At 72.2% G+C, this 23,996-nt stretch carries 19 protein-coding genes; 8 read left to right on the top strand and 11 right to left on the bottom strand.

Annotated features, from left to right (window positions below):
- Window positions 1-94: 94 nt before the first annotated feature.
- The 5 genes from ACTIDRAF_RS31680 to ACTIDRAF_RS0201290 all read right to left on the bottom strand — a co-directional run bounded on the left by ACTIDRAF_RS31680 (window position 95) and on the right by ACTIDRAF_RS0201290 (window position 8,978).
- Window positions 95-802 (bottom strand): helix-turn-helix transcriptional regulator, encoded by a 708-nt coding sequence (locus ACTIDRAF_RS31680; protein ID WP_016696905.1) that lies wholly within the window; start codon window positions 800-802, stop codon window positions 95-97.
- 454 nt (window positions 803-1,256) lie between these two features.
- On the bottom strand, window positions 1,257-4,250 hold the full coding sequence (locus ACTIDRAF_RS0201305; RefSeq protein ID WP_016696904.1) for an AfsR/SARP family transcriptional regulator: 2,994 nt from the start codon (window positions 4,248-4,250) through the stop codon (window positions 1,257-1,259).
- A gap of 409 nt (window positions 4,251-4,659) precedes the next feature.
- Entirely contained in the window at window positions 4,660-7,206 is a 2,547-nt protein-coding gene (locus ACTIDRAF_RS0201300; RefSeq protein WP_026065659.1) for a bifunctional FO biosynthesis protein CofGH, read from the bottom strand.
- 152 nt (window positions 7,207-7,358) lie between these two features.
- On the bottom strand, window positions 7,359-7,703 hold the full coding sequence (locus ACTIDRAF_RS0201295) for a hypothetical protein (protein WP_016696902.1): 345 nt from the start codon (window positions 7,701-7,703) through the stop codon (window positions 7,359-7,361).
- A 240-nt stretch (window positions 7,704-7,943) separates the two neighbouring features.
- Window positions 7,944-8,978 (bottom strand): hypothetical protein, encoded by a 1,035-nt coding sequence (locus ACTIDRAF_RS0201290; RefSeq protein WP_103056308.1) that lies wholly within the window; start codon window positions 8,976-8,978, stop codon window positions 7,944-7,946.
- 838 nt (window positions 8,979-9,816) lie between these two features.
- Between ACTIDRAF_RS0201290 and ACTIDRAF_RS0201285 the strand changes: the two genes are divergently transcribed.
- A complete protein-coding gene (locus ACTIDRAF_RS0201285; protein WP_026065657.1) occupies window positions 9,817-10,707 on the top strand; it encodes a hypothetical protein in 891 nt (296 codons plus the stop codon).
- Window positions 10,708-10,797: 90 nt separating this feature from the next.
- Here the strand turns inward: ACTIDRAF_RS0201285 and sigJ are convergent, their stop codons facing one another.
- On the bottom strand, window positions 10,798-11,745 hold the full coding sequence (sigJ, locus tag ACTIDRAF_RS0201280; RefSeq protein WP_016696899.1) for an RNA polymerase sigma factor SigJ: 948 nt from the start codon (window positions 11,743-11,745) through the stop codon (window positions 10,798-10,800).
- A gap of 207 nt (window positions 11,746-11,952) precedes the next feature.
- Between sigJ and ACTIDRAF_RS0201275 the strand changes: the two genes are divergently transcribed.
- Window positions 11,953-12,477: a MarR family winged helix-turn-helix transcriptional regulator gene (locus ACTIDRAF_RS0201275; RefSeq protein WP_245533403.1), complete on the top strand. Its 525-nt coding sequence runs from the start codon at window positions 11,953-11,955 to the stop codon at window positions 12,475-12,477.
- Window positions 12,478-12,554: 77 nt separating this feature from the next.
- Complete coding sequence (locus tag ACTIDRAF_RS0201270) at window positions 12,555-12,815, top strand: hypothetical protein (RefSeq protein WP_156038789.1); 261 nt, start codon at window positions 12,555-12,557, stop codon at window positions 12,813-12,815.
- A gap of 136 nt (window positions 12,816-12,951) precedes the next feature.
- On the opposite strand, the gene ACTIDRAF_RS0201265 is transcribed toward ACTIDRAF_RS0201270, so the two are convergent.
- Window positions 12,952-13,851, bottom strand: coding sequence for an aminoglycoside phosphotransferase family protein (locus tag ACTIDRAF_RS0201265; RefSeq protein WP_016696896.1), 900 nt, complete (start codon window positions 13,849-13,851; stop codon window positions 12,952-12,954).
- An 87-nt stretch (window positions 13,852-13,938) separates the two neighbouring features.
- Here ACTIDRAF_RS0201265 and ACTIDRAF_RS0201260 point away from each other — a divergent pair, with 87 nt between their 5' ends.
- The gene (locus tag ACTIDRAF_RS0201260) at window positions 13,939-14,976 is read left to right on the top strand and encodes a nitronate monooxygenase (RefSeq protein ID WP_016696895.1); all 1,038 of its coding nucleotides are present in this window, start codon (window positions 13,939-13,941) and stop codon (window positions 14,974-14,976) included.
- A gap of 109 nt (window positions 14,977-15,085) precedes the next feature.
- On the opposite strand, the gene ACTIDRAF_RS0201255 is transcribed toward ACTIDRAF_RS0201260, so the two are convergent.
- Window positions 15,086-15,499: a VOC family protein gene (locus tag ACTIDRAF_RS0201255; RefSeq protein ID WP_016696894.1), complete on the bottom strand. Its 414-nt coding sequence runs from the start codon at window positions 15,497-15,499 to the stop codon at window positions 15,086-15,088.
- A gap of 99 nt (window positions 15,500-15,598) precedes the next feature.
- On the opposite strand from ACTIDRAF_RS0201255, the gene ACTIDRAF_RS0201250 reads away from it, so the two are divergent.
- Window positions 15,599-16,258 carry a TetR/AcrR family transcriptional regulator gene (locus tag ACTIDRAF_RS0201250; RefSeq protein ID WP_016696893.1) on the top strand — a complete coding sequence of 220 codons (660 nt, stop codon included), beginning with the start codon at window positions 15,599-15,601 and terminating at the stop codon, window positions 16,256-16,258.
- 122 nt (window positions 16,259-16,380) lie between these two features.
- Here ACTIDRAF_RS0201250 and ACTIDRAF_RS26630 read toward each other — a convergent pair whose 3' ends face one another.
- Window positions 16,381-17,259, bottom strand: a complete 879-nt coding sequence (locus ACTIDRAF_RS26630; RefSeq protein WP_016696892.1) for an endo alpha-1,4 polygalactosaminidase — start codon at window positions 17,257-17,259, stop codon at window positions 16,381-16,383.
- 484 nt (window positions 17,260-17,743) lie between these two features.
- On the opposite strand from ACTIDRAF_RS26630, the gene ACTIDRAF_RS0201240 reads away from it, so the two are divergent.
- From ACTIDRAF_RS0201240 to ACTIDRAF_RS35445, 3 genes are all read left to right on the top strand, one after another.
- Window positions 17,744-18,931 (top strand): glycosyltransferase, encoded by a 1,188-nt coding sequence (locus ACTIDRAF_RS0201240; RefSeq protein ID WP_026065653.1) that lies wholly within the window; start codon window positions 17,744-17,746, stop codon window positions 18,929-18,931.
- A gap of 70 nt (window positions 18,932-19,001) precedes the next feature.
- Complete coding sequence (locus ACTIDRAF_RS26625) at window positions 19,002-20,507, top strand: FAD-binding oxidoreductase (RefSeq protein WP_245533402.1); 1,506 nt, start codon at window positions 19,002-19,004, stop codon at window positions 20,505-20,507.
- Window positions 20,453-20,596: a BBE domain-containing protein gene (locus ACTIDRAF_RS35445; protein ID WP_342626657.1), complete on the top strand. Its 144-nt coding sequence runs from the start codon at window positions 20,453-20,455 to the stop codon at window positions 20,594-20,596. The genes ACTIDRAF_RS26625 and ACTIDRAF_RS35445 overlap by 55 nt, the downstream gene beginning before the upstream one ends.
- Window positions 20,597-20,609: 13 nt before the next feature.
- On the opposite strand, the gene ACTIDRAF_RS0201230 is transcribed toward ACTIDRAF_RS35445, so the two are convergent.
- Together ACTIDRAF_RS0201230 and ACTIDRAF_RS0201225 are read right to left on the bottom strand one after the other, a co-directional pair.
- A complete protein-coding gene (locus tag ACTIDRAF_RS0201230; RefSeq protein WP_016696889.1) occupies window positions 20,610-22,343 on the bottom strand; it encodes an ABC transporter ATP-binding protein in 1,734 nt (577 codons plus the stop codon).
- The coding region (locus ACTIDRAF_RS0201225; RefSeq protein WP_016696888.1) for an ABC transporter ATP-binding protein at window positions 22,340-23,996 on the bottom strand (1,657 nt) is incomplete at its 5' end. The genes ACTIDRAF_RS0201230 and ACTIDRAF_RS0201225, both read right to left, overlap by 4 nt.

The raw sequence follows: 23,996 nt of genomic DNA, 5'->3' as shown, positions 1-23,996 counted from the left end.
CGCTGCGGTGCCCCCGAACCGCCCCACCCGCCCCGCTGAGGGCCGGGCCACCCGGTCCCGCCAAGCCCGCGCCTCGGATCACGTCGTCCTCCGCTCACACCGGCACCGTGCGCCGGGGTACCGCCTCCGCGGCGCGGAGGACGGGCCGGTGCGCGATACCGGCGCGGTGGGCGATGGCGGCCGCCTCGGTCCGGTTCGACACCCCCAGCTTCCGGAGGATGCTGAGCACGTGGGAACCGACCGTGGCCCGGCTGATGAACAGCTCCACCGCGATCTTGGAGTTGGGCAGCCCCTCGGCGAGCAGCGCCAACACGTGCTGCTCGCGTTCGGTCAGCAGGTCGGCGGGCGCGGGACCGCTGCGGAGCACGTTGACCAGGCTGGAGGCCTGGGTCGCGAGCACCTCGGGGGACAGGAACAGCTTGTGCTGCGCGGCCGAGTGCAGCGCGGCCGTGAGCACCCAGGGCGTGTCCGCCGTGGTCACCACTCCGGCGAGCTGGGAGCGGAGTACCGCGTCGAAGTCCGTCGCGCCCTTGGGGTAGACCATGACCACCGGCGCGGGTTGGCCCTCGGTCGTGGTGCGCGCCCTCAGTTCCACGAGGTCGTCGCCCTCCAGGGCGTCCGAGTAGAGCAACCAGGCCGCGACCTCCGAGCTCGACGAGTGCCGGAGGGAGTCCCGCAGCGTCTCGTGCACCGCGTGGATCGAGATGTTGAAGCGGCCGAGGCCGAGCGCGATCATGAACTGGAGCTGGGTGTCGTTCTGCAGCCTGTCCCTGCTGCCGGTGATGATGTCGATGCTGAGCATGGGAAGCCTCCCGTTGCGAGTGGTCCGTTGGCTGACGGAGGTGGTCGGGAGCGGTCTCACCGCACCGTCAGCCCGTGGCGCTTCCGCGTGCGTCCATCTGGGTGTTGTCCATGCCGTTCCAACCTGTCGAGTTCGCCCCTGCGCACCCAGCAAACCGGAACGCCGTTGAGTCGGCGTTGAGCCTGCGTTGAGCGGTGGGGCGGCGCCCGGATCCGGGAGGGTGCGCTGTACCTCGACGGCGGCCCCCGATCCGGCGCCGGGGTCGCGCGTGGCCGCTCGCGTTCAGCCGACGCTCGCGTCCCCGGGGCAACGGTGGGAGGCGTTCTGCCGGTGGCCTCGAACCTATCGGCTACCCTCCGTGGCGACATCCGCCAGATCACCTAATGTGAGTGACGCGAGGCCGGCCGCCCGACCGATGCCCGGTGCACCCCCGGGGCGGTGAGCGGACCGCTCCTCAGCTGGCCGCGCTGGGGCGCTCCCAGCGTTGACCACGCCGCTGCCGCACCCGGGTGAGGATCTCGGTGGTGGTCCGTTCCAGCCGTTCGGCCCGCAGCTGTTGCCACAGCGTGACCGCCTGCGCCGCGGTCTCCTCGGCCGAGGAGAAGGCCCCGGCGCGCTCGTGGGCCTCCGCGAGCCGGGTGAGCGCCATCGCCTGGAACGACTGGTGTCCGATCTCGACGCACCGGCGGTGGGCCGCTCCGAGCAGGGACAGGGCCTTGTCGTGGTCGCCGAGCCGGCTCCTGGCTTCTCCCGCGAAACCGAGGAAGGTGATCTCGGCGAGCGCGGTGTGGAGCGACCGTGCCAGCTCGACGCCCCGCTCGGCCCGGCCGAGCGCCCGCGCCGGCTCCCCGAGGCGCAGGTCGTGTTGCGCGCGCCCGTGCAGGTAGCGCAGTTCGCACCGGGGGTCGTCCACGGCCGCCAGCCGCGACTCGACGATGTCGAAGAGCTCCTCGGCCTCGGCCGCCCTGCCGGTGGCGGTGAGCACGCCCGCTTCGCAGCAGAGACCCTCGACGACCAACGTGGGGGCGACCCCCTCCACCCGTTCGGCCAGGGCGGTGAACGCCTGGAACTCCCGCACCGCGCCGAGCTGGTCGCGCAGGCCGGTGTGGCAGTAGCCCAGTGACAGCCTGACCTGCAACATCTCCGTCGGTTCCAGCCGGTCGGCGTGGTGGCGGAGCACGTCCTCCAGGAGCCGGCGGGCCTCGGAGAAGTCCCCGGACTCGCCGGTGCCCGCCGCCACCGCGAGCCGGGCCCGGGGCAACAGCGGATCGTCCTCCGCGAGGGCGTCGGCGACCAGCCGCCACAGCGCGGTCAGCTCGCGTTGGCGTCCCAGGGACTCGAAGTAGGGCTGCACCGAGCCGAGCAGGCCGACGGCGTCCTCGATCAGCCCGTGGCCGACGAGGTCGGGAACGACCGCCGACAGCGTGCGCTTCTCACTGAGCAACCACTCCCACGGCGCCTCGGCGATCGTCCGCACGACCTCCGGGGGGACCGGCCGCGAGGTCAGCGGCCTCGGACGCGGCAGGACCGGGTACACCCCCGCTCGGTCCGCGGCGTGCTCGGCCACCTGCCGCACCCCCGCCACCAGCCGGCGCAACACGCCGCGACGTTCGTCCACGTCCCGTTCGAACAGGCGCTCCCTGGCGTAGTCCCGCAGCAGCGAGTGGAACTTGTAGACGGGCCACCCGTCGTACCCCGGGGCGTCGATGTCCAACAGGTACCGGGAGACCAGCTCGTCCAGCGCCCGGTCGGCCTGCCAGGGGGCGAGCAGGCGGAACATCCAGTCGGACACCGTCTCGGTGTGCAGCATCCCGAGGGCGTCCAGTGATCGCGCGGCCTCCGGGGTCAACGCGTCGTAGGTCGCGGAGATGGCGGCCCGTACCCCCGTCTCGCCGTCCTCCGCGCTGTCCAGCCGCGCGCGTTCCTCGCGCAGCCCCCGCAGGAACGCCACCAGCGGGAGGCGCGGCGTGGAGGCCAGTTTGCCGGCCACCACCCGGATCGCCAGGGGGAGCCCCTCGTACCGGGCCACGATCTCGCGCGCGGCGCTGCTCTCCCGTTCCGCCCGGTGCCGACCGATGGTCAGGCCCAGCAGTTCGTAGGACTCCCGGTTCGACAGCGGGCCGAGCTGCACGTACCGCATCCCCGCGAGCCCGGTCAGGCGGAACCGGCAGGTGATCAGCACGGCGCAGCCCGCCGTACCCGGAATCAGCGGTTCCAGCGCCTCCGGCTTCTCCCCGGCGTCGTCGAGCACGAGCAGCACCCGCCGGTCGGCCAGCCGGGAGCGGTACAGCGACGCCCGTTCCTCCAGGCAGACCGGCAGCAAACCCGGCGGGACCCCGAGAGCGCGGAGGACTTCTCCCAGCAGCTCGATGGGCTCCTTGGGTTGCCCGCAGCCTCCCCCGAGCCGGATGTAGAGCTGCCCGTCGGGGAACCACGAGCGGAGCTGGTGCGCCGTGTGCAGGGCCAACGCGGTCTTGCCCATGCCGGGTGGTCCGCAGATCGCCGCGACGGGCACGGCGGTGCCCGTGGGGGACTCCGCCAGCACCGACCGCAGTTCGCGGAGTTCCTCCGCTCGCCCGGTGAAGTCGGCGATGTCGGCGGGGAGTTGGTACACCGGCTCGGCCACCGGGAGGACGTCGACCTCGTCGGCCGGACGCGCCCCCTGGCCGGCGGCCGGCGTGGCGGCCACCGGCTCGGTGCGGTCGTGCGGGTGCCCGGCGGTCAGGATGCTCTGGTGCAGCTCGACCAGGTCCCGGCTCGGGGAGACACCCTGCTGGTCCCGCAGCATCCCGTAGAACTCCCGGTAGGCCTCCAACGCCTCCGTTCGCCGGCCCGAGGCGTGCAGCACCCGCATGAGCTGGCCCCAGCGCCGCTCCCGCCAGGGGTTCTCGCTGAGCAGGCGCCGCAGCTCCACCGTCAGCGTGGCGTGCTCCCCCGTGGCCAGGTCAGCCTCGATCCGGTGGTCGAGGGCGAGGTCGCGGCGTTCGCCGAAGGCACGGCGGGCGGCGGTCACCGACGGGGACGCGGGAACGTCGGCCAGCGGTTCGCCGGACCACAGCTCCAGCGCGTCCCGCAGCAGGGCGGTGGCGAGCGCGGGATCGCCGGCCTCCAGTTCGGCCACCCCTTCGGCCACCTGGCGGCGGAAGACCTCCGAGTCGACGTCCTCGGGAGGGCACCGCAGGCGGTATCCCGCGGGCTCGCGCACCAACAGCGTCCGCCCGTCCTCACCGAGGAACCGGCGCAGCCGCATCACGTAGTTGCGGACCAGGTCGTCCGACCGGTTCGGCGGTGTCTCGCCCCACAGCTCGTCCACGAGGCGGGACGTCGCGACCGGCAGGTCCCGGTTGATCAGCAGGACGGCCAGCAGCGAACGCCACTTCGCGGCGCCGACCGGGACCCAGGACTCGTCACGGCGGACGCGCAGCGGGCCGAGCAGCCGAAATCGCATCGGTCCTCCCGTCCGTGAAACAGGGCATGGCGCGGTGCGCTGAATGCGCCGATCGTATGACGTGGGTTTCGTCCGGGAGGTTCCACTGCCCACGGCCGTGGAAAACCGATCGTGCCGGCGGGCCCGGGCGGCGGCGGTCAGCACCGCGCCGCCCACCGGAGCGGGCCGTCCGGGGGCGGGTGCGCGGGATTCGCCGTGTTCTCCCTGGTCAGAAGGCGCCTGGGCGGGGTGGCCGGGTGGTGGGTGGCCCGGCCACCCGGCCGCCGGAACGTCGTGCCGATTCCGGTCACCGCGATTTCCGGGATCACGCCGCGCGGGGTGGCGTCACCGGATCGCGGTTCCGCCCGTCGTCGTGTGTCGGTGGTGTTCGCGGATTCCCCTTTTCGGCGGGCGACTACCGAGCTCAGCCTTACCCGCGTGAGTCGGGAGCCAGCAGCGGCAACGCGACGATCCCCGCTCCGCGGGCCTCCTCGGCCACCCGGCCGTAGTCGGTCGTGCGCTGTCGCACGGGGCGGCCGATCCCGGTCGCCAGCTCCCGGAGTTCGGCGATGCTCTTGCGTGAGCCGTGCCGCGATCCCGCCATGCGGCTGATCGTCTCCTCCATCAGCGTGCCGCCGAGGTCGTTCGCCCCACCCCGCAGCAGCTGGCGGACTCCGTCGTCACCGAGCTTCACCCAGGAGCACTGCACGTTGTCGACCCGGCCGTGCAGCATCAGCCTGGCGACCGCGTGCACCGCCCGGTTCTGCTCCGCCGTCGGCCCCGGGCGGGCGAGACCGGCCAGGTAGATCGGCGCGTTGGTGTGCACGAAGGGCAGCGGTACGAACTCGGTGAACCCACCGGTCTCGTCCTGGATGGCCGCCAGGGTCCGCAGGTGGGCCACCCAGTGCTCCGGGGTGTCCACGTGGCCGTACATCATGGTCGCCGACGAGCGGAGGCCGACCCGGTGGGCCGTGGTGATCACCTCGATCCAGGTGGCCGCCGGAAGCTTGCCCTTGGTGAGCACCCACCGCACGTCGTCGTCGAGGATCTCCGCCGCCGTGCCCGGGATCGAGTCCACCCCGGACCGCTTCGCCTCGATGAGCCATTCCTCGATGGACATGCCGGTCCGGCTGGCCCCGTTGACGACCTCCATCGGGCTGAAGGCGTGCACGTGCAGCTGGGGCGCGCGCTCCCGCACCGCCGCCGCGATGTCGAAGTAGGCCGTGCCCGGCAGGTCGGGGTGGATGCCCCCCTGCATGCACACCTCGGTGGCGCCCAACCGCCACGCCTCCTCGGCCCGGTCGGCGACCTGTTCCAGGGACAAGGTGTAGCTGTCGGCGTCACCCCGCCGTTGCGCGAACGCGCAGAAGCGGCAGCCCGTGTAGCAGACGTTCGTGAAGTTGATGTTCCGGTTCACCACGTAGGTGACCTCGTCGCCGACGACGTCCCGCCGCACGTCGTCGGCGAGCCGGCACACCTCCTCGAGTTCCGCCCCCGTCGAGGTGAGCATCGCCAGCGCCTGGGCGTCGCTCAGCGCCGCCGGGTCGTCCCCGGCGACGCGCAGCGCGGCACGCACGTCCCCGTCGAGCCGAGGGGGCGCCCCGCCGGAGGCGCGGTCGAGCCTGGCCCGCAGCTCGTCCCAGTCGCCGTAGACGCTGTCGAAGTCGTCCCGGCGGTCCCGGCTGCGGCCGGCGGTGTCGATCGTGTCGTGCAGGTCGGTCCGGCCGGACTCGGTGAGACCCAGCTCGGGTTCCTGCCAGGGCGCCCCCCGGGGGACCACGCCTTCCTTGGCGAGGCCGTCCTCGTCGGCGAGCGCGTCGACGTGGGCGCGGAGGCGCGGATCCAGCCAGGGTTCGCCGAGGTAAGGGGGGTAGGCGGTCAGCCGCTCCCGCAGCACGAAACCCGACTCGGCGCAGCGTTGGGCGAGCGCGTCGATCTCGGGCCACGCGCGCTCCGGGTTGACGTGGTCCGGGGTCAACGGGGAGATCCCGCCCCAGTCGTCGATCCCGGCTCCGAGCAGGAGCGCGTACTGCTCGTCCACCAGGTTCGGCGGAGCCTGGATGCGGGCGGAGGTGCCCAGCACGAGTCGGGCGACGGCGACGGTGGCCGCGAGGTCCTCCACCTCCGCGTCGGGGACACCGCGCATCGCCGTGTCGGGTTTGGCGCGGAAGTTCTGGACGATGACCTCCTGGATCCCGCCGTAGGCCTTCGAGATCCGCCGCAGCTCGAACAGCGACTCCGCCCGTTCCTGGTCGGTCTCCCCGATGCCGATGAGGATCCCGGTCGTGAACGGCACGCCGCTGCGGCCGGCGTCCTCCAGCACGCGGAGCCGCACCGCCGGTTCCTTGTCCGGCGAGCCGTAGTGCGGCCCGCCCGGCTCGGACCACAGCCTGGTGGCGGTGGTTTCGAGCATCATGCCCATCGAGGGGGCCACCGGCTTCAACCGCTGGAACTCCTCCCAGGTCAGCACGCCCGGGTTGAGGTGCGGCAGCAGGCCGGTCTCCTCCAGCACCGCGATCGCGCAGGCGCGCAGGTAGTCCACCGTGGACGACCAGCCGCGTTCGGTGAGCCACTCCCGGGCCGCCGGCCACCGCTCCTCCGGGCGGTCGCCCAGGGTGAACAGCGCTTCCTTGCACCCCAGCCGTGCGCCGTCCCGGGCGAGGGCGACCACCTCCTCCCGCTCCAGGTAGGGAGCCGAGACCCGACCGGGCACGGTCGCGAAGGTGCAGTAGTGGCACCGGTCACGGCACAACCTGGTGAGCGGGATGAAGACCTTCCGCGAGTAGGTGACCACTCCCGGCCTGCCGGCCGCGGCCAGCCCGGCGTCCCGGACCCGGGCCGCGCTGGCCATGAGGTCCGTCAACGCCTCACCCCGGGCGGAGAGCAGCACTCGGGCCTCGTCGACATTGAGGGTGACCCCGTCCCGGGCCCGGCGCAGGGCCCGACGGAGTGCGGAAGAGCTCGCCGGCAACGGCATGACACCACCTTCTTCCGGCGCCGCCTCACCGCCGCCGGTTCGCCTGACCCGCTGGGAGGTCCCAGCCTGCTCCCGCCGTCCTGGCTTGCCAAGTAACCGGTCGACCTGCCGGCCGATCGGGTGGCACGCCGGTGCTGCCGGGACCGTCCGAATCAGACCCAGAGCACCGCGATCGCGGCGTTCACGAAGGTCAGCGCTCCGGTTGCCAGGAACATTCCCGTCGAGGGGGTGGTCCGTCGGCGCGCCAGCAGGATCAGGACGACCACGGCGAGGGCGACGAGCAGTTTGATCCCGATCTTCATGTGGTCGACCGGGAGGTCCTGCGCCTCACGGAGCCCGACGAGGGCCGCTCCGGTGACGAGCTGGACGAGACCGCCCCACCACATCACCTCTCCGGGCTTGTGGTCCCCGGCGCGCCACTGCACGAGGAAGCCTCCCAGCAGCAGGGCCAGACCCACGAGATGGGCCAGAACGAAGAGGAGCCGCACGACGTCCATGGGGTGATCCGTTCCGTGGTGGTGGCGACGACCCCGCCTGGGTCCGCACCCGAGCGGCGGATCAGCCGCCACGTTGTGGTCAGTTCGGTGGCACGAACGTACCAACAGGATGAATCGGGCCCCTCGCACGAGGTCGCCAGTTCGTGGTCGGTGTCACTCGGTGACGGTTGGACAGACGTCAGGGGCGGTCGGAGCACCGTGTGCTCCGACCGCCCCTGGTCGTGGAGGTGACGCCGGGCGTCAGCTACCGATGTTGGCCGGGCCGGCCTCCTGGGCCGCCTGGGCGCCCTCGGCCGAGCGGGTCTCGATGCGCTCGGTGATGTCGGCGTCGCGGGACTGCGTGGCCAGCGTCATGGTGCGGGCGGAAGCCTGCACCGGAGCCAGCTCGGCGCACTGACCCAGCGACTCACCGCGGACACGGTTGTCCGTGCCGCGCGGGGCGGGGTCGTTGTCGGTGCAGCTGAGGTCGCCGCGGACGATGTTGTTGCTCACGTACCCGTCGGCGCTGTTGCCCTCGAAGGACAGCCCACCACCGAACACGTTGGTGCCGCAGCCGCCGTAGGGCTGGGCGGCGCCGACCTGGAGGATCTGGCTGTTGCCGACGAAGGCGGCGTCGCCGTCGACCTCGGTGGAGCAGAGGACGCTGCCCTGCTCGGCCCCGCTGACGCGGAAGTCGCCGGTCACGACCGAGTCGTAGACGTCGGTGAGCAGGCTGCCCTCGGAGCTCAGGCTGCCCTCGACCCAGCTGGACTCGACCAGCACCTCGCTGTTCTGGGTCGCGACGTCACCGGTGATGTCCGAGTCGAAGCTGTAGAAGAAGCCCGAGTCGGTGGCGGTGGCACCGCTCAGCTCGCTGTCGTAGGCGTAGGTGCCGAAGGCGTTGGCGAGGGTCACCGAACCCGACACCGACGAACCGGCGGCGTCGAGGAAGCCGTTCTCCCGCACCGTGACCGAGCCGTTGATGGTCACGTCCTGGAGCAGCAGGTCGGAACCCTCGAAGACGGTGACGTCGCCGTTGATGACGGTGCCGGTCAGGTCGCACGACTCACCAGCGGGGACGACCAGGTTGTTGGGCACTGTCACGGCGCCGGCGGTGCCCACACAGTGGGTCGTCAGCGCGGCGTGCGCGGCGGGGGCCGCGAGGAAGGTGGCCGCCCCGGCCAGGGTGGTCGTGAGGGCCGCGACGGCGGCGGTGCGCCGACGGGCGGGCTTCACACCCCGTCCAGTGGCCGTGTTCTGCTGCGCCGACGGAATTGCCGAGTTCGCGAGGTCCACGCTGTTCTCCTTGTTATACGCCTGTGAGCACCGGGTACAAATGTATGGGCGGGGCGCGGCAGGTCAACAAGACGGCAAAAAGGTTTGTCTGCCTGTGGCCAGGCTGTAACGGATTTGACCGACCGGAGTTATCGGTTCGTGTCCGACTTGGTGCACCGCGACGCATCTGTCTGGGACGGGCTCGTCGCTCCGCGTGCGCGGGACCATCGCCTGCCCGGGTGGTCGACCTGGAGGAGCCGCGGCCCCGGCGCCAGGGCGGGTGGCGCCGAGGTCCGCGAGAGTGCCGGGTCCGCGCAGCTCCCCGAGGGTGTTCCTCCTGTCGAGCTCCCGTCGTCGCCGTGCGGCGCGCCATGATTCCTGGTTCCGCTCCGTGTCCGCGTTCTCCCGTTCGGGGAACGGGTGACTCCCCGGCGATCCAGTGGGTGAATTGCTCACCTCGCGCGGGTGGCGGGAGGAGAGGTGGCGCGCAGCGGGTTGACCGGGTGGTGAGCCGCGGTTGGCGCGCCCGCCCGGTCGAAACCCCTCCCATTCACCGCCGCCATCGCGGGAATGGAAAAAAGCGGAACAATCGCCGGATGAACGGTTCGGCCTCCCGTGGAACCGTTCGGGAGTGCCATTGCCCGGCCGCCCGGCCGCCGGAATGCTCGACAGGATGCCGCCCGGCTGCGGCACCCGGCCGGCCGGCCTGGCTCCGGCGGCGGATTGTGGCCGTCCCGGCCCGCTCCTAGTGTCGGAGGGCACGGGTGGCGGGCATGGGCGCTTCGCCTGCCGGGAGGGGAGCCGGCCCAGCTCCTCCGGTCCACCCCGAGCGCCGCCGAACGCACCCGTGGGGGGAACCATGAGAGGTCGACCCGGACTCGTGCTGGCCGCACTGGCGGCGGTCTTCCTGGCCGCGATCCCCACGACCAGCGGAACCGCCGGCGCGGAGCCCGGGAACTCGGAGGCCGCGGCGCCGACCGCCGTCGTCGAGGTCGCCGATGACTGGAACCCGCCGGCCCACCTGCGCCAGCCCCTCCAGGAGGTGTGGGACCACGTCGAGGCCACCTACCCGGACCTGCACGGCTTCCGCAACTACGGCTGGGACCAGGTCATGGCCAACGGCGGATACCTGAACTTCTGCGTGCGCTGGGACTCCTCGCGGCCGGTGTCCGAGGAGCTCCGGGACCGCATTCACGAGACCCTGCGTCGGCAGTACCGGAAATGGACGGACGTGATGCTCGACAACGGCCAGGGGCACAACGCCTGGCCCTACACCGAGGTGCCCGTCACGGTGGTGGGGTGGGCCGTCCGGGACAGGGACACCCTGCGATGGGATGACGACTCGGTCGACATCTACGTCAACGACATCCGCGAGGGCGCTCCGCAGTGCGCCGAGGAGTGCGGCCGGTTCTTCAACCAGGACGGCGACTACTCCCGGTGCCCCGGAGGAACGGCGCGGCACTACGACCAGTCGCTGTGGCTGACCGAGGGGATGAGCGGTGGCGCGGGCGGTGACTGGGGACAGCGCATGGGCAGCGAGTACTTCGTCGACTCGCTCGACGCGGAGAACGTCACGATCCTGTTGCACGAGATCGGCCACACCTTCGGCCTGGACGACTTCTACGACTGGACGCCGACCGGCATCAGCGAGTTCATCATGCGGGCGGGCAGTTCGCCGCACATCACCGAGTTCGACGGGTGGATGCTCCGCGACTTCTGGCGGAACGTGAAGCACCGGTTCGGCCTCTGACGGCCACGCCCCCACCCCGCCTCGGGCCGCCCAGCGGATCGGGTGGGCAGGGCCTGGCTGAGTCGAAGCCGGCACCGGCCGGTTACCTCGTCAGCGCGGCAGGGCCACCAGCTTCTCGGGGTTGACCACCTCGTACACCCCCAGCACCAACCCGTCCCGGATGGCGAAGGACGTCACCCTGCCCCCCGGTTCGTCGCGACCGCCCCAGCCCGAGCCGGCGGCGAGCATCATTCCGAGGTCGCCGTTGACCAACACCGCCCTGCCGGCCGTCACCGGCAGCGTGCCGTGCCGGCGCAGCAGGCCGAGGAACAGTCGCGCCACCTTCTCCGCGCCGACGACCACCCGGAGCGCCGTCCTGGCCCGACCGCCACCGTCGCTGATGAACCTGACGTCCGGGTGGAGGAGGGAGGTGACGGCGACGACGTCCCCGGAGCGGAGCGCCACGAGGAAGCGGTCCAGCACCTCCCGCTGTTCGACGAGGGCCGCGCGGGGAGGCGGGTCGGCGGCGGCCATCGTCCGTCGACCACGGACCGCGTGCTGCCTGGCCGTGGCGGGAGCGCAGCCCAGCGTCGCCGCCACCTCGTCGAAGGGCACCCCGAAGGCGTCGTGCAACACCACCGCCACCCGCTGCTCCGGCGTCAGCTCGTCGAGGACGACCATCGCCGCCATCCGCACGCCGTCCGCTCGCACCACGGAGGCCAACGGATCGTCCTCCCCGCCCTCGAGGGTGGTGACCAGGGGCTCCGGCAGCCACTGGCCCACGTAACGCTCCCGGCGCCGCTGGGCGGACCGCAACCGGTCGACGCAGAGCCGACCGACGGTGGTGGTCAGCCAGCCGCGCAGGTCCCGCACCTCCGCGAGCTCCGCATCCCCCAGCCGGGACAACCGGAGCCAGGCGTCCTGCACGGCGTCCTCGGCGTCGGCGCGGCTGCCGGTGAGGCGGTAGGCGACACCGACGAGGTGGGCCCGGTGGGTGCCGAAGGCCCGGGCCAACTCCTGGTCCCGCCCGTCGACCCCTCGCACCGCGTCCCCACCCACGGGCGGATCGTAGTACCGACGACCCGCTCCGCGACGGACGGCGGGTGAACGAGCCGACCGCGCGGCGCCGGGAGTCCCCGAGGGCAGGGGCCGGGCGCTTCGGGGTGGCCGAGCCGACGACGGTCTCGTCCTCGCAAGGGGAGTGGTACTCGTTGACCTCGGAAAAGGCGAGCGCGGACATCCCCGGCGCGCTGCTAGAGTCGCAGCGTGGCCACTGTGGGAGAGGACGCGGACGCGCAGGGTGGTGTGCCGGACCCGACCGGCGCGGGTGCGCTCCTGGTCCAGGTGGGCGCCTACGCGGCCGGCTTGTTCGCCGAGAGGGCGGCCGCGCTGGGCCTGTCCGCGCCCCAGGTCAAGATCCTGCGAGCCGTGGACGCCGCACCGGGGCTGAGCCAGCAGGCGCTGGCGGACCTGCTCGGAATCCTGCCCAGCCGGGTCGTCGGTCACGTCGACGACCTGGAAGCCAAGGGCCTGGTCGAGCGCCGGCGGAACCCCGAGGACCGCCGGCTCCACGAACTGCACCTCACGGTGGCGGGAGCCGCGCGCATGGACGACGTCGACCGGATGGTCGCCGACCACGAGAGCGCGCTGTGCTCCTCCCTGTCCTCCGAGGAACGCCGGGTGCTGGCCGGGCTGCTGACGGCGATCGCGATCAGGCCATCCGGTGAGCAGGCGTCAGGAGGCCGGGGCACCACCAGGACGGCGGCCGACCGGGGCCACGCGACCCGCTGATCCGCGTCCGCTCCCCAGTGAACAGGACGAACGGGGACAGCGGAACCGGTCCCACCACGGGGATGGCGGAGCCGCCCGTGATCGGGGCCATCCCGCCGCACCCCTCCGCGCCTGGGGTGGCTCTCGGCGAAGGCGCGACACGGCAGGGCGCACCCGGTGGCGCGCGTCGGCTCCGCCACCGGATCACCGGACGGCCAGCCGCCTGGCCCACCGCTCGGCTCGACGGCCACCCGGGCCAGCGGGAGTTCCTGGCGGACCTCGTCGTGGTCGCGGTCGCTCCGGCGGACCGGGAGGACGAGAACGCTGCGCCCGCGACGCGGCGGCGTTCCGCCGCGTGAGCCGACCGACCACGCCGGTGCGCGCCGGAGCCCCCGGTCCCTGGCCCGGGGCGGCGGGTCCGGCGGTCCCCGACCCGGGGCGGCCCGGTGCCGCGAGCGTTCCCCGGCCGGTCGTCCGGGCCTCGTCCGACCGGGGTCAGCGCCGGGACCAGTCGTGCCGGTCGGCCCCGGTGCGCAGCGCGCGCAGGCGTTTCCGGAGCTCCCCCGCTGCCCACTCGTCGTCGGCCCTGGCGCTCAACCAGCAGGTCATCAGCACCTCGCGGATGTCCGCGAGCCGCTGGTAACCGGGCCAGCGGCGGATGTCGTAGCCGTAGGCGTCCGAGAAGGCCCGGTACTCGGCCTCGGTGTGCCAGCCGAACCTGTCCGCGAAGAGAGCCGTCTGGAGCAGGTCCCACTCACGCGGACCCGTCGCCGCGTACTCGAGGTCGAGGAGCAGCGGTCGGCCCGCACCGTCCACCACCGCGTTCCCGGTGTTGGCGTCACCGTGCACCACCCCCGTCGGCAGCGCGAAGTCGAGGTCGGCCCAGTCGGCCCGAGCCTGGTGCACCCGCCCGTGCAGGTAGTCCAGGTCCTGCTCGTCGAGCGGGGCGGACTCCAGCCAGTGGTCGACGCGGGCGAAGGGGTTGAGGGCTGGCAGGTCCAGCTCCGGTGGTGCCGTGAGCTCGTGGAACCGGCGGAGCAGCGTGGCGAGCTGCCCGGTCGTGGCCGGGGCTGTGACCTCGACCGCCTCCCAGCAGGTGACGACTCGACCCAGCACCACCATCGGTTGGTCGAGGTCGAGCGGGACGGCGGCCGGGAAGTCCCGGGTCCGCAGCCACCGGGCGACGGCCACCTCCCGGCGTGCCGCCGGGAGCAGGGCCACGGACCTGGCGATCCGGACGACGACCGGCCCGACGCGGTAGACCGCGTTGTCCCCGATCCGCACGAGCCCGGCGTCGGGGGCGGACATCCCCGTTCGCCGGCACACCTCCCGCAGGACCGTTCCGGCGGTGTCCGGGCTGAGCGGCTGGTTGCTGCTGTGGAGGTCGGGCGGCACCCCACGACCGTAACCCGGGTTCCGGCGGCGCCGAGGGGACCGTGGCCGAGGACGGTGGGAGGCGTGCGATGCTCCAGGAGGAGTGCGATGGCCCGGCGGAGGACGGAGATCGGTGTGGGCGAGTTCGACGAGTTGACGACGCCCGTGGTCGCGGCCCCGATGGCCGGTGGCGCGAGCACCCCGGACCTCGTCGTGGCCGTGAACTCGGCGGGTGGCCTCGGGTTCCTCGCGGGTGGCTACCGCTCCGCCCAGGAGATGCTCCACCAGGTGAGCGAGGTGCGGGGCCGCACCGACCGGGCCTTCGGCGTGAACCTGTTCGTGCCCGGCGAGGACCGGGCCGTCCCGGCGGAGCTCGACGAGTACCGGCGGCGGCTGGCACCCGAGGCCGCCAGGGTGGGTGTCGAACTGGGGGAGCCGCGCTGGGATGACGACGGTTTCCCCGCCAAGCTCGCCGCTCTCCTCGACGATCCCGTGCCGGTCGTGTCGTTCACCTTCGGGCTGCCGGACGCGAGCGCCGTCCGTGCGCTGCGGCGGGCCGGCAGCCTGGTGGTCGTGACCGTCACCTGCGTGGAGGAGGCCCGTGCGGCGGCCGAACGGGGAGCCGACGCGCTGTGCGTGCAGGGAGCCGAGGCAGGTGGGCACCAGGGGTCCTTCGACGACACCGAGGAACGGGTCCAGCCGCTGGCCTCCCTCCTGGCGGCGGTGCGAGCCAGTGTCCCGCTGCCCCTGCTGGCCGCCGGCGGCCTCGCCTCGCCGGCCGCGGTGCGGGCCGCGCTCGGTGGGGGAGCGGTGGCCGTCCAGGTCGGCACCGCCCTGCTCCTCGCCGACGAGAGCGGCGCGAGCGCGACCCACCGGGCCGCTCTCGTCAATCCGGAGCCGAGGACGACGAGGGTGACGAGGGCGTTCAGCGGTCGTCGGGCGCGTGGCCTGGTCAACCGCTTCCTCGCGGCCCACGACGAGGCCGCGCCGGCCGCCTACCCGCAGGTGCACCGCATGACGGCGCCGCTGCGGGCGGCGGCCGCCCGCGCGGGGGACACGGGCACGACACACCTGTGGGCGGGCACCGGCTTCCGGTCCGCCAGCGCCCGCCCGGCCGCCGCGATCTGCCAGGAGCTGGTCGGCTGACCCGTCACGGGGCGGACGGTCGTCGTCGCCAGCAGCGGGAGTGCGGTGTCCACCCCAGCCCACGGCGTTCGGCGCCCCGCCGCCCGTCCTCGGCGCTCCCCTCCACGGGTCATGAGTACTGGTCGGCGAAGTCCACGGTGGGTGCCACCGGGGTGATGACGTCCACCAGCACGCCGTTGGGGTCCCGGGTGATGAAGTGGCGCTGCCCGAAGTCCTCGGTGCGGAGATCGAGCAGGCAGGGGAGTCCCGCCCGTTCCACCAGGCGCGCGTACTGGGCGTCCACGTCGTCGACTTCGATGTTGATCAGCACGCCGGTCGCGGTCGCGCCCCGGTGGCTCTCCGGCAACGTGGGGTGGTCGGCCGCGAGGAGGGCGAGCTCCTGGTGTGGCGCGCCGCGGTGGCGCAGGCTTACGTACCAGTCCGACTCGAAGGTGATGTCGAAGTCGAGGTGGAGGGTGTAGAAGTCGAGGCTCTCCCGCAGGCGGGTGGTGCACAGCACCGGATAGCAACTGGTCAGCGTCATGGTTCCCGTCCTTCCCTTCACATACCCTCGGTATGTGACCTGGGGGACGCTAGGACGCATACCCTCGGTATGTCAAACTGGCGTACCGGAAGGAGACCGATGGGAGCGACGACGTCGAGCAAGGCCCGGCAGCGCGAGGCGACGCGGCGGGCGCTGATCACCACGGCCCGCGCGCTCTTCTCCCGACGGGGATACGCGGAGGTGGGGCTCAACGAGATCGCACGGGAGCTCGCGCTGACCAAGGGCGCGCTCTACCACCACTTCGGCAGCAAGGCCGGCCTGTTCCGAGCCGTGGTGCGCCAAGCGCAGGAGGAGGTCGCCGACCGCGTCGTCGCAGCCGCCGAGCGGCAGGGTGACCCCTGGGAGGGCCTCCTCGCCGGCTGTCGCGAGTTCCTGGTCGCCAGCTCCGCCCCCGAGGTGCGGCGCGTCATGCTCGTCGACGGTCCCGCGGTGCTCGGCTGGGAGGAGTGGCGCGCCCTGGACGAGGAATCGTCGGCGCGTCACCTCGACGAGGTGCTCGACCAGCTGATGACCGCGCGCGTCATCGACCAGCAACCACGGGAACCACTGGTGCGCCTGCTCTCCGGCGCCATGAACGAGGCCGCGCTCTGGCTGGCCCGCGCCGACTCCCCGGCCCAACTGGAGGAGACCGTCGCCGCCCTGCGCCGACTGCTCGGATCGCTGCGTTCCTCCCCGGGCGGGTCACCCACCCGCCAGCCCCCGGTCGGAAGGACGGGCAGCGCCGAACAGCGGGCCTGACGGCGGCCTGGCGCAGTGTGCCTGGGAGTGCCGGGGCACGGGCGCCAGCACGGCCCAGGTCGGCGTTCCGCGCTCACCTCCCGGTCGCGGCGTTCACGACCGGGAGGCGAGCCGCGGCGCGATCAGCAGGAGTCGTACTGGTACGTCGGCGACCCCGGCGGGGTGACGTTCACGTCCCGCAGGACCACCGAGACGCTGTCACCGATCTCGGCGCAGGTCGACTCGAAGTGCTGGCGTTCGTACTCGATGGCGATCAGGTTGTCGCCGAACACCTGCCGGTACAGCTGGCACTCCCGCCACATGCCGCAGTTCTCGGCGATCGCGAAATCGAACCCGATCTCCTCCAGCGACACCGCGCGCGGCAACTCCACCGTGTTCTTCTGGGCCGCGGCCATCCCCAGGTCGTGGGTGACCTCCGTCAGCCGGGCCGCGAAGTCCACCGCCTCGTCCTGCCCGAAGGGGACCAACTCCTCGACCGGCGTCCCGTCGAAGCGCATCCACGAGTCGAGGTTGTCGAACTCCACCGCCGAGAACCCCTTGTCGGCGCAGGTCTCCAACATCGGCCGCAGGTGCTCGACCGCGTCGATCCGGTTGCCCTCGGTCGAGATGTCGACGAGGTACTCGCCGCCCCAGTTCGGGTCGTCGCCCAGTTCGAGGAGCACCAGGTGGGACGGCCAGTTCGACAGCTCATCGGGTCGTGTCCCGGACCAGTCCGGTTGGGTCTGGAAGGCGTTGACGTAGCAGATGCCGTAGACGTCCTGCGGGACGGAACCGTAGTACCAGTCGCGGGACACCACCGTCACGTCCTCCGGTAAGGGGTACTCACCGCCGATCTGGTAGTCGAAGGAGGCGTTGACCGGCGGCGCGGCCCACCCCTGGGCGTCCTCCCGCGCCACCGTCGTCGATTCCGGCTCAGCCGGCTGCCCGGCGGCGGACCCGTACGCGCAACCCGTGGCGAGCAGGCACAGCGCGAGGGTGGCCGCGGTGGAGTGTCGGGACATGCTCTCGTCTCCTCGCAAGCGACTCGTGCGGTCGTCCCGCGCCGAGCGGGACCTCCCAGCCCGGCGCGAGAACGGGGCGGAGCGTACGACAGGTTGATCTTCCTGCCTACCGCCAGCCGGGCCCGTGGTGTGCGACGGCACACCCGGCCGGCCGCCGGCTCTCGGGACACCGGACGTGCGAGGCACCCGGCCCGAACACTCCCGCTTCCTGGCCGACCAGGGCCGAACCGGGGGCGGGGCGGATGCCGGGGGCGAGCGAGCATGTCCCATCGCCCCCTCGTTCGGACCAACGTGGCCACCCTGACGGTCCCGCCCACCACCAGGGCGTCGGCAAAGACTTCGGTCCCACCGCAGCGACTTCTCCCGGTAGGCCACCCACGCTGGAACCGACCGACCGGGACCGGGACGGGTGGCCAGCCGGAGCGGAGGGCAGCGCCGGGGCCCCTCACCCGGCGCCATGCTCCGAACCAACCCTGGGGGCCAGATGCGCGTGCTGTTCGCAGGTCTTTCCTCGATCGGCCACTTCTTCCCACTCCTTCCCCTCGCGACGGCGATCAGCCGGCACGGACACCACGTCGGCTATGCCATCGACGCCGGGCTGCACGGACGGGTGGCGGCGTTGGGGCTGGAACCGGTCGCGGCGGGGATGTCCATGCCGGCGGCGTTCGAGGAAGCCGCCCACCACGTGTTCGGGCGACCCGTCCGCATCGCGGACCTGCGCCCGGAGCAGATCCCGGGCTACCTGGCCGTCGTCTTCGGCTCGGTGCTCCCGCGCCGCTACGCGGATGACCTGGAGGTCGCACTGCGACGGTTCCGCCCCGACCTCCTCGTCTACGACGCGGTCTGCCCTGGAGCTGGGATCGCGGCAGTGGCGGTGGGCGTTCCCGCGCTTGCCCACGGACTGGGTCACCGCACGCTCACCCAGCTCTCACCCGAGTACGTGAGCAGGGTTCGGGACTTCGCGGCCGAACGGAAGCTGCGTCTCGACCTGACCGACCCCAACCCCCTCGGACATCCCTACCTCGATATCTACCCGCCCTCGATGCAGGACCCCGACTTCGTGGCCGGCGCGAGACGAGTCGAACTCCGTCCCGTCCCCCACGTCGACGATGCCCACCCGCTGCCGCCCCTACCGGCCTCCACCGGTCACCGCCCCCGGGTCTACGTCACCTTCGGCACCGAGGCCGGGGCGGAGGGCGCCTCGGCCGCGATCCGCGAGACGGTGGCGGGTCTCGCGGTACTCGACGCGACGGTCCTCGTCGCGACCGGTCCGAAACTCCCCGTGGACGTGCTGGGGGCCCCACCGGACAACGTCATCGTCCGTCCTTGGGTGGCGCAGGCGGCCGTACTGCCCCACCTCGAACTCGTCGTGAGCCATGCCGGTTCGGGAACGATGCTCGGCGCGCTCGCCAAGGGCCTGCCCCAACTGCTCCTCCCGCGAGGAGTCGACCAGTTCGTCAACGCCGACGCCGTCCTCGCGGCCGGCGCCGGTGAACGGCTGCTGCCCGAGGAACTCACCGCCTCGGCGGTGGCGGCCTCGGCGCGACGCCTGCTCGCCGAACCGACGTTCCGCGCGTTGGCGCGACGGGTCGCGGACGAGATCGCCGCGATGCCCGGCCCGGACGAGATCGCCGACCACTTGCCCGACATCCTCGCTCAGCTGACCGCGTGACCGCGTGACCGCGTGACCGCGTGACCGCGATCGCAAGCCAACCGTCCACACCCGCGAAGGAGCGTCCACGATGGACGAGGTGCCGTCGAACCGGCTGATCAACCCCAAGGTCCTCAGCGGCGACCCGGGCCCGCCCCGCATCACCCCCGAGGACGCCCGGTACGAGGACCTCGCGCTCCGAGTGAGGAACGAGCGGTTCGAACACCGTCCCCGCTACTTCCGCGTCCCCCGGACGACCGAGCAGGTCGTGACCGCCGTCACCGAGGCAGTGCGGGCGGGGGACCGGATCACGATCCGCAGCGGAGGCCACTCGATGGAGAACTCCGTCGGCGAGGCCAGCGACGGCGTGATCATCGACCTGTCCGCCATGAACGGCGTCTACCACGATCCCGGGAGGAGGGCCTTCGTCGTGGAATCCGGTGCCACGCTGGGCGAGATCTACCGGGTCCTCTACCTGACCTGGGGGGTCACCATACCGGGAGGCTGGGGGCACTCGGTCTGCGTCGGCGGCCACATCCAGGGCGGGGGATACGGGGTGCTCTCCCGCAGCCTTGGCTCCGTCGTCGACTACCTGTTCGCCGTCGAGGTCGTCGTGGTCGACGCCGACGGCACGGCACGCGCGGTCATCGCCACCCGGGACCCGGCCGACCCCCACCACGAGCTGTGGTGGGCGCACACGGGCGGCGGCGGTGGCAACTTCGGCGTCGTCACCCGGTACTGGCTGCGAAGCGCCGTGACCCCGGGTGACGACCCGGCCCAACTCCTACCCCCACCGCCCGCCACCCTGCTCACCGGTGTGCGCCGCTGGACCTGGGACGGGCTGACCCGCGACGCCTTCCACCAGCTGATGGACAACCACGGGCGGTGGCACCAGGCCAACAGCTCCCCCGGCTGCCGGTACGCCGCACTCGCCTCCCGACTCGTGGTCACCGGGCGGGGCGACCAGGAGGACGGCGAAGCCGTCGTGGTCGCCGCCATGATCGACGGGGGACTGCCCGACGCTCGCCGCATGCTGGCGGACTACCTCGACGAAGTCGGCGACGGAGTGGGCGGTGAGCAGCACATCGGACAGGCGACACCGTGGCTCTACACGATGATGCCCCCTGTGCCCGATGGCGACGCCCACCGGGGAGCGGAGTACGACCGGTACAAGGGCAAGGCCGGGTATCTCCGGCGGGGCTTCACCCGCCAGCAGATCGACACCGTCTACGACTACCTGACCAGCCCCCGGGCCGGAGTCGAACTCGCCAGGCTGTGGCTGCTCGCCTACGGCGGCCAGATCAACGCGGTCGACCCGGCCGCGACCGCGCTCGCCCAGCGCGACTCCGTCCTCAAGGCCGTGTACATCGCCATCTGGTCCGACGCGGCGGACGACGCCGAGAACCTCGACTGGATGCGGAGGTTCTACCGGGACGTCTACGCCGAAACCGGAGGTGTTCCCGTTCCCGGTGAGGTCCACGACGGTACGTACATCAACTACCCCGACACGACCTGGCCGACCCGGCCTGGAACACCTCCGGCGTGCCCTGGCACTACCTGTACTACAAGGACAACTACGAGCGGTTGCGACGGGTGAAGCGCGACTGGGACCCACGCGACGTGTTCCGGCACGCCCTGTCCGTCCGCCCGGCCGACCCGCCCGGCGAACCCGCACCCACCCCTTGAACCACCCGGGGGGTCAACTCGTGATCCGCCAGCTCCTCGCGTGCTCGTACTGGTCGTACAGGCGGGAGAAGATCCCGCCCGTGTTCCGCAGATCCGCCGGTGTCCCGACCTCCGCGATGCGCCCCCTGTCGAGGGCCACCACCTGATCGGCCGTGGCCAGCGTCCCGGGGCGGTGGGCGATCACGATGACCGTCCGTTCGGGGTCCACCGACAGGTTCGCGATGGCCTGGCTGACGGCACTCTCGTTCTCGGGGTCGAGCGCCGAGGCCGCCTCGTCGATGAGCACCACCCGGGCCCGCTTGAGGAAGGCCCTGGCGATGGAGACCCGTTGACGTTCGCCACCCGAGAGCTGGGTGCCGCCCTCCCCCACGCGGGTCCGCCACCCCGCCGGCAACCGTTCGATGACCTCGTCGAGGCGGGCGTTGCGAGCAGCCTCCTCCAACTCCGCCCGGCTCGCCTCCGGCCGGGCCAGCCGGAGGTTCTCCTCGATCGTCGTGTCGAACAGGTAGACGTCCTGGAAGACGATCGCGACGTCGTTCAGCAGGACCGGGTGGTCCAGCTCCCGGACGTCCACGCCGCCCACCAGCACGCTGCCGGAATCCACGTCGAAGAACCGCGCCACGAGCCGGGTGATCGTCGTCTTCCCCGACCCGGAAGGCCCCACCAGCGCCGTGGTGGTGCCCGGCCGGCACCGGAAGGAGACATCGGTCAGGGCGGGTGTGTCCCCGTAGGAGAAGGTCACCCGGGAGAACTCGATGTCGGCGCTCCGGAGAGAGCGCACCGGGTTCGGGTGGTGGGGGAGGGCGGGGATGCGCAGCACCTTCTCGACCCGCTCGGCGAGGTAGTCCATCGCTCCGATCCCGGACGCGTGGTCGATCATCGCCCCGAGCGGTTCCAGGAAGCGGATGGCCAGGATCAGCAGTGCGAGGGAGTCCGCCACGGACAGCGTGCCGGACAACAGGAACTGGACCCCGAGAACCAGCACCACCACGTAGCCGATCATCACGACCCCGCTGTAGGAGAGGTCGGGGAACAACATCCGGTCCAGGCCACGCCGGTACTGCGAGCGGTGGTCGTCCAGCGCCTCCCGCATCCGCGCGCTGCCCGTGGAGCTGGTGCCCGCCGCCCGGAGCACCGGCTGCGCCTGGCCGAACTCGATGGCGCGTCCGGCCACCTCGTTCGCCGCGATCTCCATGTCGACCGACACCCGGGCAACGGTCCGACGGGAGACCCGCATCACGGCCAGGGCGAGCGGGAGGGTGGCCAGCAGCACCAGCGCCAGGCGCCAGTCCACGGCGAAGGTCACCCCGATGACGGTGACGGGCACCAGGACGCAGGTGATCGCCGGTGCGGCGACGGTCACCGTCAGCTGGGACAGGACGCCCGTCACGTTCGTGACCGTGCGGACGAAGGTCGCCTTCCTGTCCGAGGTGAACCATCCCAGGGGAAGGGTGGTGACGTGGCGCATCAGGTGGTGCCGGAGCTGTTCGGCCAGCTTCATGCTCGCCGTGAACCCCAGAGGCGTGGCCACCACGCTCAGCACCGCGTACAGGGCCAGTCCGAGTCCGCCAACGACGAGCCACGGGGCGGCGGCCGCGAAATCTGGCTCCGGGCGCAACACCGCGCGCAGGATCGGGATCAGCAACCCGAGCAACAGCCCCTGCAGCACGGCGAGGACCGCCGTCATCAGCCACACACGGACCATCAGGCCGGGATGGGGCCACAAGCGGTAGAGCCTGCGAATCACCTGCTGTCTCCGTTCTGCTGGGCACGCCACATCCGGGCGTACAGGCCTCGTCGTCCGAGGAGTTCCGCATGGGTGCCGTTCTCGACGACGCGGCCCGCCTCCAGCACGAGGATCTGGTCGGCGTGCTGGATCGTGTGCAGCCGGTGGGCGATCACGACCACCGTCTTCCCCGCGACGAGCCGGGCGAGCGCGTCCTGCACCGCGGCCTCGCTGTCCGGGTCGAGCGAGGCCGTCGCCTCGTCGAGCACCACGATCGGTGCCCGCGAGAGGATCGCCCGCGCGATGGTCAACCGTTGACGCTCGCCACCGGACAGACCGCCCGTCCCCGACTCCAGCACCGTGTCGTACCCCAGCGGGAGCCGCTTGATGACCTCGTCGATCTGTGCTGCTTCCGCGGCCTCCCTGACCTCCTCGTCGGTGGCACCGGGGCGCCCCACCCTGATGTTCTCGGTGACCGTGTCCCGCAGCAGGGTGACGTCCTGGAACACCAGGGACATCGACGCCAGCAGGGTCGTAGAGGAGATATCCCGCAGGTCCACGCCCCCGATCCTGATGGCGCCGGCCGTGACGTCGTAGAACCGGGGAAGGAGGCTCGCGATGGTGCTCTTCCCCGCGCCGGACGGCCCCACGATGGCGGTGACCGTGCCGGGCTCGCAAACCGTGTCGATCTCCGCCACGGCGTTGGTGACTCCGTCATAGGAGAAGGACACCCGGTCGAACTCGATGCGGTACCCCTCGGGTTGGCGGGGGTGGTCGGGTTCGGGCAGCGGTGGGTGCCTGAGCAGGCTGTCGATGTGGCCGGCGGCCATCCGTGCCATCCGGAGACCCTGGGCACCGTGGATCATCGGGCTGAAGGAGGTGGGCAGGCCCACTCCCACCACGAGGAAGGGGAGGAGGTCCGCCACGGGGAGCCAGCCGGCGGCCACGAAGGCCAGCCCGGCGGCCATCACCACCCCGAAGACCGCCATCTCGGATCCGAGCACCCGGTTCACCGCGGAACTCCTGCGGTGGCCCGCCATCCAGGCCCGGTAGGCCGCGGTGTGTTCGGCCATCGCGTCGGCGAACCGGCCCAGGACCCGTCCCTCCGTGCCGCCGAAGGTCTTGACCACGCCGATGCCGTCGACGTACTCCACGCTCGCCGCGCTGATCTGGCCCTCCGCCGCGATGAGACGGGACATGTGCTCGGGCAGCGAACGCATCGACATCCGGTAGGTGATCAGCGTCAGCACGGGCACGGCCAGGGTGACCAGGGCCATCCGCCAGTCCACCAGGAAGAGGTAGGTCGTTCCGACGACCACCGCCACCGCCGCGCCGAGCAGGCCGCCCAGCGCGTGGGCGAAGAGCTCGTGCATCTCCTCGAGGTCGTCGGTCATCGCCTTCTTGACCCGCCCCGACCCCGCCGCGCGGAACCAACCCAGCGGGACGGTGCCGAGTCGCCCGACGATCCGCACCCGGAGGCTGTGCAGCATCTGGGCGTCGGCCTTGTGCCCGACGTGGGTGGACAGGCCGAGCAGCAGGAGCCGGAGGAGCGCGCCGCAGGCGCCGGCGATGGCCCAGGCCCACACCGTGCTCGCCACCGGACCACCGGTGTTCCCCAGTACGGTTCGCGCGATCTCCGCGACGGCCACGAACGGCAGGAAGCCCGCGGCGGGC

Origin of the sequence: Actinoalloteichus spitiensis RMV-1378 (assembly GCF_000239155.1) — a bacterium.
Lineage (GTDB): Bacteria > Actinomycetota > Actinomycetes > Mycobacteriales > Pseudonocardiaceae > Actinoalloteichus_B > Actinoalloteichus_B spitiensis.
This window is presented reverse-complemented; position numbering and strand designations above follow the sequence as displayed.

Bases quoted from the DNA above. Each gene is read 5' to 3' on its own strand.
- ACTIDRAF_RS31680 (WP_016696905.1), bottom strand. From the start codon at position 802: ATGCTCAGCATCGACATCATCACCGGCAGCAGGGACAGGCTGCAGAAC.
- ACTIDRAF_RS0201240 (WP_026065653.1), top strand. From the start codon at position 17,744: ATGCGCGTGCTGTTCGCAGGTCTTTCCTCGATCGGCCACTTCTTCCCA.
- ACTIDRAF_RS26625 (WP_245533402.1), top strand. From the start codon at position 19,002: ATGGACGAGGTGCCGTCGAACCGGCTGATCAACCCCAAGGTCCTCAGC.
- ACTIDRAF_RS0201250 (WP_016696893.1), top strand. From the start codon at position 15,599: ATGGGAGCGACGACGTCGAGCAAGGCCCGGCAGCGCGAGGCGACGCGG.
- ACTIDRAF_RS0201255 (WP_016696894.1), bottom strand. From the start codon at position 15,499: ATGACGCTGACCAGTTGCTATCCGGTGCTGTGCACCACCCGCCTGCGG.
- ACTIDRAF_RS0201285 (WP_026065657.1), top strand. From the start codon at position 9,817: ATGAGAGGTCGACCCGGACTCGTGCTGGCCGCACTGGCGGCGGTCTTC.
- ACTIDRAF_RS26630 (WP_016696892.1), bottom strand. From the start codon at position 17,259: ATGTCCCGACACTCCACCGCGGCCACCCTCGCGCTGTGCCTGCTCGCC.
- ACTIDRAF_RS0201300 (WP_026065659.1), bottom strand. From the start codon at position 7,206: ATGCCGTTGCCGGCGAGCTCTTCCGCACTCCGTCGGGCCCTGCGCCGG.
- ACTIDRAF_RS0201305 (WP_016696904.1), bottom strand. From the start codon at position 4,250: ATGCGATTTCGGCTGCTCGGCCCGCTGCGCGTCCGCCGTGACGAGTCC.
- ACTIDRAF_RS0201260 (WP_016696895.1), top strand. From the start codon at position 13,939: ATGGCCCGGCGGAGGACGGAGATCGGTGTGGGCGAGTTCGACGAGTTG.
- ACTIDRAF_RS0201295 (WP_016696902.1), bottom strand. From the start codon at position 7,703: ATGGACGTCGTGCGGCTCCTCTTCGTTCTGGCCCATCTCGTGGGTCTG.